Source organism: Methylobacter sp., from assembly GCF_023227905.1.
GTDB lineage: Bacteria > Pseudomonadota > Gammaproteobacteria > Methylococcales > Methylomonadaceae > Methylobacter_A.
In genome coordinates this window covers 1-7,422 of sequence record NZ_JALOCF010000094.1, presented here as the reverse complement: position 1 = coordinate 7,422, position 7,422 = coordinate 1, and the positions used below count along the sequence as shown (strand labels likewise).

Below are 7,422 nucleotides of genomic sequence, written 5' to 3'. Positions count from 1 at the left end.
AAGCAGCAGGCGCATTGTCGCTATCGGTGAATAATTGTTCTACTTCGGCGTTGGTCTCGGCGGAATTCCAGTCCGCCGCATAAGCGGCACGGCCTTTCCAGGCACCGGGAGGGGCGACTTTGTTGGCCGTATATTTAACAAGTTTGGCGACGGGTACGCCGTTACGGGCGATTACCACTTCTTCGTCTCTCTCGGCGGCAACGATGAGGCTGGACAAGTTGTTTTTGGCTTCGAGTATGTTGACTTGCATAGAGGACACCAGGGCTAAGTTGGCTAATGCTAGCCAACTTAATTGAGTCCGCCTTTATTGTCAAGAGAACGCTTCTTCTGTGGCGCTGTAGGCGCGGATAAATCCACAGCTACAAACGCTCAATTTATTCCGAGGTAATTACCCTGACGCCTGACTCATCGCCCGAATCGCCTCGGTGGTGACGGCTTGCCCGCCGACGCCCCATTGGCCCGAAGCGACATCCTCAATGATCACCCAGGTGACCGGCCGCAAGCCTTCGCCCTCTACCGAAACGATTGCATCGGTGACCTTGCTGATGATTTCCTGTTTTTGTTGTAGCGATAAATAACCGCTGATACCTTTGATTTGTACGAGTGGCACGGTGTTTCTCCTAAGGGTTTAAGTTATGTATAAAGTTCAAGCGCACTGCTTGTTGCACAGAGCAGGCGCATCCCATGCATCGGCCTGGAATTGACTGTCCAAAGGCGCATGAATGATATGATTGGCATAGTTGCTGAGGGTTTTCATTGTTACGCCGAGCACCACTTCCAGCACCTGCGATCGGCTGTACCCTGCACCGATAAAGTTATCCAGGGCGATGCCGGTTACTATGCCCCGTTGCTTGACCACGGCACGGGTAAATGTTGCCAAGGCATCCAGCTTTTTGTCCGGCAACGGCTGTTGCTGACGTAATGCATTGACAATAGCGGCATCGGCCTTGGCCTTATGCTTGGCAAGCATTGAATGGACGGCTACGCAGTAAATGCAATGGTTTTCGACACTGGCGGCAAGCAGTACGACTTGTTGCTCGACCGGGGTCAGCGAAGTTCTGTCGAACAATACGCCAATATCGAGATAGGCCTGTAAAACCGTCGGCGATTCGGCGAAGCCGCCCAGCAAATTCGGCACAAAGCCGAATTTTTGCTGCGCGCCTTCCAGCAGCGGCTGGGCGGCAAGCGGCGCTTTTTGAATGGAATAAATGTTGAATTGGGACATACTATATCTCCTGTTTTTTCGATTAATCTGAATAGGTTTTTGCTATGCAAGCGCTTGGGCTAAACGTTCATTTCACGATCTCCTCACTGGATAATTTCGACGGGGATAGGTTAAGCAATTCGGCTTGCCGAACCCATGCCCGAGGCTCCGGGATTGTTGTCCGATTGTCCGGGAGATTGCTGTGGATGCTTTAACTGCGCTGGTCAACGCGCTGAATTTGCGCGCCAAGCTGGTTTATTCGGGCGGCGTTTGCGGACGCTGGCTGATGGATCACAATTCCGATACTTCGGTTTGGTTTCATTTGCTCAGCAAGGGTCAAGGCTGGGTGCATTCGCCGAGCCGGGAAACGCCGCTGGCGCTGGAAAGCGGCGACTTGATTTTGTTCCTGCCGCATGCGCCAAAGCACTTTTTGTCCTACAGTGCCGAGCATTTGCCCTGCGACGCTGCCGACACCCGTTTGACCGGCTGGGAGGGCGGCGAATCGGGATTTGTCTGCGGCGAAATCGAGCTGGCTACGCCCCGATCGTTGTTGTGGCAGGCGTTGCCCGCTGAGATTGTGATCAAAAAAAATCAAGCCGGCGACATACTGGCCAAGCTGATTGAGCTGGTCATCAGCGAGGCTTCCGGTCAGCGTTTTGGTAGCGACTCGGTGGTGGAACGTTTATGCGACAGCCTTTTTGTGCTGGTGATCCGTTACTGCATTGAAGAAAATTTGGTCGGGCAGGGCGTGTTTGCGGCCATGCAGGACAGGCGGCTGGCAACCGTGTTGGGCTTGATTCATCAGCAGCCTTGGCAACCCTGGACGGTTGCCGAACTGTGTTCCAAAGCGGGATTGTCCAAAACCGTGTTATCGGAGAAATTCGCCGCGCTGATCGGCAGTTCGCCGATTGAATACCTTAGCGCTTGGCGGTTGCAGATTGCGGCAGGCTGGTTGATGGAGCCGGGCATGAGTGTAGAGCGGGTGGCCGAGCGTTGCGGATACGATTCGGTACCGGCATTCAGCAAGGCGTTCAAGCGTTATTTCGGCAACTCGCCGGGGGCGTTTCGGCGTGGACGGGAAGCAAACGGCTGATAAATGGTGATTCCAATATCTATATCGACCTCGTGATCAAACCTCTTGTTCATAACTAGCGGCGGTGCGGCTTGATGATACGCCAGCCATGACGCAAGCCGCTGCTGACCAAAAAAAGCAGGACGAAGCCGCAAAAGATTAGCAGCCAATGGCCGTATATGCCCGGCAATTTGCCGCTATGCAGGGGATATAGCAGCATGGTCCAATGAGAGGATGGTGTTTTGAGTTTAAGCAGAGTTCCATTTTGCCCGTCTACGAACCCCCAGCTTCCGTCCAAGAAGCGAAAACGCCACGGCTGGTTCGCGGTGGCTGGAAAATAGATGCGCTCCAACGGAGAGTCGCGGTAACCATTAACCGCTGCATCGACCAGTCTGGGCAATGGCAGCGTCGTTAGCTGCTGCGTGGAAGTTGGCGTCACAATCGCTGGCGGCGGGTCCAGCCATTGCATCAAAGGCCCGGCAAAGTTGAGCAGCGCCCCCAGTAAGGCCAGAACGGCAATGGGGCCGCCCAGCAGCAGCCCCGTTTGCCGGTGAATCGTTACTAATCCGGGGAAAAATTTTGCCCGGTGCCGCTGCCGTTTTGCCGTCGCACTGAGCCTATACCATAGCCAAAACCCCATTAGCCAAAGGAACAGCGTTCCTAAGCCGGCCATGCTAGCGGCGATCTTCCCTGGCAAGCCCAACACGCTGCCGCGATGCAGTTCCCGCAGCCAATCCAATCCGTCCAAGTCGGCGGCATCCTTTGTCTCCAGGATGGCGGTTGTGCCGGGATCGATAAATACCAGCAGAGGTTCCGGCCCGGCCAGCCTGGCCCTTGCGCTATGCTCCGGAGCTGTCGGCAGGAACAGCGCCTCCAGGCGGTGCCGGGGATAGTGGCGCCGGACGGATTCGGCCAAGGTATCGGCATCGAGCGATCGATACACCGGGCTTGCCAGGCGATAGGGCGGCGCGGTGTAGCGCAGATCGTCATAGAAACTCAGCACGATGCCGCTGGCGGCAATGATCAGCAGGGGTAAGGCAATCGCTATCCCCAGGTAAAGATGGCCGAACCACAGCTTCTTGGAAATAACCGCGCTCATCTCAATGCCGGGGTTTGCCAACTTTGCAGATGCGCTTTGAATGCCCGGAAGGCAACGCCTCTATCATCGCCCAGCAGGAAGGCATGAACGCCTTGCTGAAGCCAGTATTCCTTTTGCTCCGGCAGACGCGGCACGGCGCAAAACGGCACACCGTGTTTGCGGCAGGCATCGGCGATAGTTAGGATGGCGGCCTGCACGTCCGGATGTTGGGTCTGGCCGGGCACGCCGTAAGATTGGGACAGGTCGATTGCGCCTTCCAGCACCAGGTCGATACCCGGAACGGAAACGATCGCGTCGATGTTCTCCACGCCGGCCCGGTCTTCGATCATGACCGCGACCAATAGCTCGGCGTTGGCCTGTTCGAAATAGCTCGGCAGGTCCAGGCGGCCGAAGCCCGTGGTGCGGCCGCCGCTGATGCCGCGTTGGCCCAGCGGATGGTAGCGGCTGGCGCTGACGGCGGCTTCCGCTTCGGCGCGGCTTTGCAGATGGGGGACGACGATGCCGTGCGCGCCGCTGTCCAGGGCGCGCAAAATCGCAGCGGCATCCATACCGGGCACGCGCACCAAGGCGGTAAGACCTGCGCATTCGGCGGCCCGGATCATGTTTTCCAGGGTTTCCGGATTGGTGTTTACGTGTTCCAGGTCCAGGATGACGAAGTCGTATCCGGCATAACCGAGCATTTCCACCAGCAACGGCGACGGCACCGAATTCAGCAGCCCGTATACCGTATCGCCGTTACGCAGGGACTGTTTCAGTTTATTGGTTTGCAACATGAACCGGCTCCTGCATTGACAGATAGATGTGCCGCGGGTGCGGGTGGCGCAGGAAATCATGATGGGAAATATGCCAGGCGTAGGCTCCGGCATAGCTAAATACCAGAAGGTCGCCGATCCGCAACCGTTCCACCGGCGCGTCAGCGGCTAAAACGTCTTTCGGGGTGCAGAGCTGGCCGACCACGGTGATTTCGGTTTGCTCCACGCCGGGCCGGGGAAACGGGTAGGGCCAGTGTTCGCGCGGCAATACGAAAAACGGATGGCTATGGCCTTGGGCGTAAGGCGTGCGGAAATGATGGGTGCCGCCGCGGCCGACCGCGAAATGGCGGCCGAAGCATTGTTTGATGTCCAGCACCTGCATCACGTAATAGCCGCAGGCCGCAGTCAGGTAACGGCCCGGTTCGAAACGGATGCGCCAATCCTTCATGTTTTCGCTTTTGATCAATGCCGCGAGTCCGGTACTGAATGCCTTCCAGTCGAATTGCCGGTCGGGCTCGCGGTAATTGATGCCGATGCCGCCGCCTACGTTGAGGTGGTTAACGGTCAGTCCGAATTGCTCCCGCCATTGCCGCGCCTGCCGGAAGTAACGCGCAAGCAAGGCCAGATGAGCGTCGGCATCCAATTGATGGGACATCAGGTGGAAGTGGAAACCGTGTAAACGGATTTCCGGATGTCGCGCCAGCCATGCCAGGCATTCCGGCAGTTGGCCGGAATCGATACCGAACGGGCTGGCCCGGCCGCCCATGGTCAAGGTGGTGGTCGGCCCGCCGTCCAGTGCCAGGTTGATACGCAGCAGCACATCGGTCTGCCGGTTCATGTTTCGGGCCTGCCAAGCCAGCCGCCGTAATTCGCCCAGGCTTTCAACGTGCAGCAATTCCACGTTTTGCTCCAACGCGGCGGCCAGCTCCGTATCCAGCTTGCCGGGACCGCCGAAAATCACCGGCGTATCCGGGAAATGGCTGCGTACCCAGTCCAGTTCGCCGCCGGAGGCGACCTCGAAACCGCGCACATGAGGCGCCAGGGTTTGCAGGATCGGCAAGTCGGAATTGGCTTTGACCGCATAAAAGAGTTCGCAGTTGTCCGGCAGCGTAGCGGCCAAATCGGCGGCATGGTTATCCAGTGCCGCCAAGTCATAGATATAGGCGCATAAAGGTTCATCGGTGCAGGCGAGATGAACGGCTTCCGTCACTCGTGCTAACGATCGGTTCATATTACGCATCTCCCAGATAGGCCAACGGGCTGGGCAACGGGATGTAGGTGGAATCGCGATCCGGTCGTTTGTAAAAGCGGTTGATCAGGTTGGCCTTGGCTGGGAAAGGCGCGCCTGCCAGCAGGGCATTGATGCGCCGTGTCGCGTTCGGGTTGCCGTGCTGAGCCAGATAACAACGTAATTGGTGGCCGACGATACGCCACAGGCGAGGTTCCAGCGACGGGCGCAAGGCGGTCAATTGCGCTACGGCCTCGCAGAAGTTGTTGACCAGCAGACAATAGGCGATGCGGTTCCAGCCTTGATCCTCGCTATAAAACAGCGCTTGCCGTACCCTTGCGTCGACGCCGTCGAGTGGAACCGCGTTGAATCGTCCGGCTACCAGCTTGACGCCCTCGAAATCGCGCAGCCAGACGTGGCTGGGCCAGTCGCCGGTCAAGCCGATCAGCACGTTTTGCAAGTGCGGTTCGAACACGATGCCGTGGTCGAAAAAGCAGTGCAGCACCGGCGGCAACAGTTGTTCGACATAGGCCGAGAACCAGTCTTCCGCTACCGTATCCCACGGCGCGGCTTGTCTTCGCGCCAACCGGCCGATAATGTCCGCCAGCCGTGTCTGGCCCCGCGTATGGTTGCCGAACAGTGAACCGGCAAGCAGCGGTGTCGCCCCGGCTGTGTCTATCGGATCCAAGCCCTGGCGCAGGATCAGGCCGAAACCTTCCGCCGCTTCCTGCTCGGCCGGGGTTTCATCGTTACTCAGCCGCACCGATGCGTAGGCCGGTTCCTCCAGTATCCGCAGGCTAGGAAATTGTGCGGCCAAGCGCGGCCCGATGGTCCGCATGATGCGGGTGACTTGCAGCGCGCCGTCCAGCTCGTAAATGGCGTTCTTGCGCACGCAATTGGTGATGCGGACATGCAGGGAACATTTGTAAAAATAGGGATTATCCGGGTGGAATAAGGTGCGTATCGACGACGTGGCGAAATAAGCCGGTCCTTGCGAGCCCAGGTCGCGGAGTCGATCTTGTTCGATGGCCGCCTGCACAGCGGGTAGGGACATTAAATAACGCGCTTGCCAGGGATGCGTCGGCAGCAAGGCGAAATCGTCGTTCGTTTGTAAATCGGCGGGGGCCTGCGCAGCCAGCAAGTCATCTGTGGATTGCGGCAACAGCGATTCCTGAAGCCAGTGTTCGCGGCGCACCGCGAAATAATGCAGCGGGAAGCTGGCGCGCAGTTCCGGAGCGTAACATTGCAGATCCGTAGCCGAAAAGCCTTGCCGGCTTTTCGGGGCTGGATGGAACGGGTGGCCGAATGTCAAAGATTGTTCGGAGTCCAGATAAGCCGCCAAAGGCTCTTTAGGTAGTGGCGGTTGCGGCATGGCCAAAATGGCGCCGGTCACCGCGATGCTGTCGCGGATTTGTTCCAGCAATTCCTCATTGAACGGCACATCGTTTTGGCTGGCCAAGTCGCGTAGCAGCAGCGTGGCCAAGGTGTGCCAGTCCAGCGGAGTCCAGGGACGGCCCGGCGATTTGTGGTAAAAAGGCGAGCGATAGCGGTAATTGCCGGTAGCCGAAGGTTGGTCGACTACCACTAACAGCCGCTCCCCGATATGCGGCAACAGAATGTGCATGGCTTTTCCTCCGCCTTGTCCCAATGCCGTCCGTAAAGCCATAGGCCAATCGCTTTGGCCGAACAGCGGGCCGATGCCGATTTGTCCGGCCGGGCCGGCGACTTCCCGGCAATAGCAATTGAGCAAGGTCTCCAGGCTGCGCTGGCCGGCTTGATCCTCGGCCGAGCACGTTTGGTAAAAAGTTTGCAGTGCTTGATGTCTCATGAATTGTCTCCAAAGGGTCAAATATTTTCGGTGCAGGGGCGGCAACAGTTTGAAATTGCCAGCCAAGTGGCGGCCGCAGTCATAATCCCGGCGCCGAGTAAAAAAGGTGCCTGAGGGCCGAAACCGTCGACCATGGCTCCGGCGGCCAGACCGGCGGCTACCGCGCCCCATTTCGAGCCGCTTTCCAGCCAGCCGAAGGTGCGCCCGGCATTGCCTTCATGAACCAGCGCAGCTATTAA

At 58.1% G+C, this 7,422-nt stretch carries 8 protein-coding genes and 1 pseudogene; 1 reads left to right on the top strand and 8 read right to left on the bottom strand.

Annotated elements, in window-relative coordinates:
• The 3 genes from M0R47_RS21030 to M0R47_RS21020 form a co-directional block, all read right to left on the bottom strand.
• On the bottom strand, positions 1-250 hold a 250-nt coding region (locus tag M0R47_RS21030), incomplete at its 3' end, for a type II toxin-antitoxin system prevent-host-death family antitoxin (RefSeq protein WP_292558318.1).
• A 138-nt stretch (positions 251-388) separates the two neighbouring features.
• The gene (locus tag M0R47_RS21025; RefSeq protein ID WP_292558317.1) at positions 389-610 is read right to left on the bottom strand and encodes a 4-oxalocrotonate tautomerase family protein; all 222 of its coding nucleotides are present in this window, start codon (positions 608-610) and stop codon (positions 389-391) included.
• Between the two features lie 36 nt (positions 611-646).
• A complete protein-coding gene (locus M0R47_RS21020; RefSeq protein WP_292558316.1) occupies positions 647-1,225 on the bottom strand; it encodes a carboxymuconolactone decarboxylase family protein in 579 nt (192 codons plus the stop codon).
• A 181-nt stretch (positions 1,226-1,406) separates the two neighbouring features.
• Here M0R47_RS21020 and M0R47_RS21015 point away from each other — a divergent pair, with 181 nt between their 5' ends.
• Complete coding sequence (locus M0R47_RS21015) at positions 1,407-2,297, top strand: AraC family transcriptional regulator (RefSeq protein ID WP_292558315.1); 891 nt, start codon at positions 1,407-1,409, stop codon at positions 2,295-2,297.
• Positions 2,298-2,352: 55 nt separating this feature from the next.
• Here M0R47_RS21015 and M0R47_RS21010 read toward each other — a convergent pair whose 3' ends face one another.
• The 5 genes and pseudogenes from M0R47_RS21010 to M0R47_RS20990 all read right to left on the bottom strand — a co-directional run.
• Positions 2,353-3,375 carry a PepSY-associated TM helix domain-containing protein gene (locus M0R47_RS21010; protein ID WP_292558314.1) on the bottom strand — a complete coding sequence of 341 codons (1,023 nt, stop codon included), beginning with the start codon at positions 3,373-3,375 and terminating at the stop codon, positions 2,353-2,355.
• Complete coding sequence (locus tag M0R47_RS21005; protein WP_292558313.1) at positions 3,372-4,148, bottom strand: aldolase/citrate lyase family protein; 777 nt, start codon at positions 4,146-4,148, stop codon at positions 3,372-3,374. The genes M0R47_RS21010 and M0R47_RS21005 overlap by 4 nt, the downstream gene beginning before the upstream one ends.
• Complete coding sequence (locus tag M0R47_RS21000) at positions 4,132-5,358, bottom strand: type III PLP-dependent enzyme (protein ID WP_292558312.1); 1,227 nt, start codon at positions 5,356-5,358, stop codon at positions 4,132-4,134. The genes M0R47_RS21005 and M0R47_RS21000 overlap by 17 nt, the downstream gene beginning before the upstream one ends.
• A gap of 1 nt (position 5,359) precedes the next feature.
• Entirely contained in the window at positions 5,360-7,183 is a 1,824-nt protein-coding gene (locus tag M0R47_RS20995; protein ID WP_292558311.1) for an IucA/IucC family protein, read from the bottom strand.
• Positions 7,184-7,200: 17 nt separating this feature from the next.
• Positions 7,201-7,422: pseudogene (locus M0R47_RS20990) on the bottom strand (hypothetical protein); the annotation flags it as partial.

What these genes read in the sequence shown, in the direction of transcription:
- M0R47_RS21020 (WP_292558316.1), bottom strand. Translation starts at nt 1,225, where the DNA reads ATGTCCCAATTCAACATTTATTCCATTCAAAAAGCGCCGCTTGCCGCC.
- M0R47_RS21010 (WP_292558314.1), bottom strand. Translation starts at nt 3,375, where the DNA reads ATGAGCGCGGTTATTTCCAAGAAGCTGTGGTTCGGCCATCTTTACCTG.
- M0R47_RS21005 (WP_292558313.1), bottom strand. Translation starts at nt 4,148, where the DNA reads ATGTTGCAAACCAATAAACTGAAACAGTCCCTGCGTAACGGCGATACG.
- M0R47_RS21000 (WP_292558312.1), bottom strand. Translation starts at nt 5,358, where the DNA reads ATGAACCGATCGTTAGCACGAGTGACGGAAGCCGTTCATCTCGCCTGC.
- M0R47_RS20995 (WP_292558311.1), bottom strand. Translation starts at nt 7,183, where the DNA reads ATGAGACATCAAGCACTGCAAACTTTTTACCAAACGTGCTCGGCCGAG.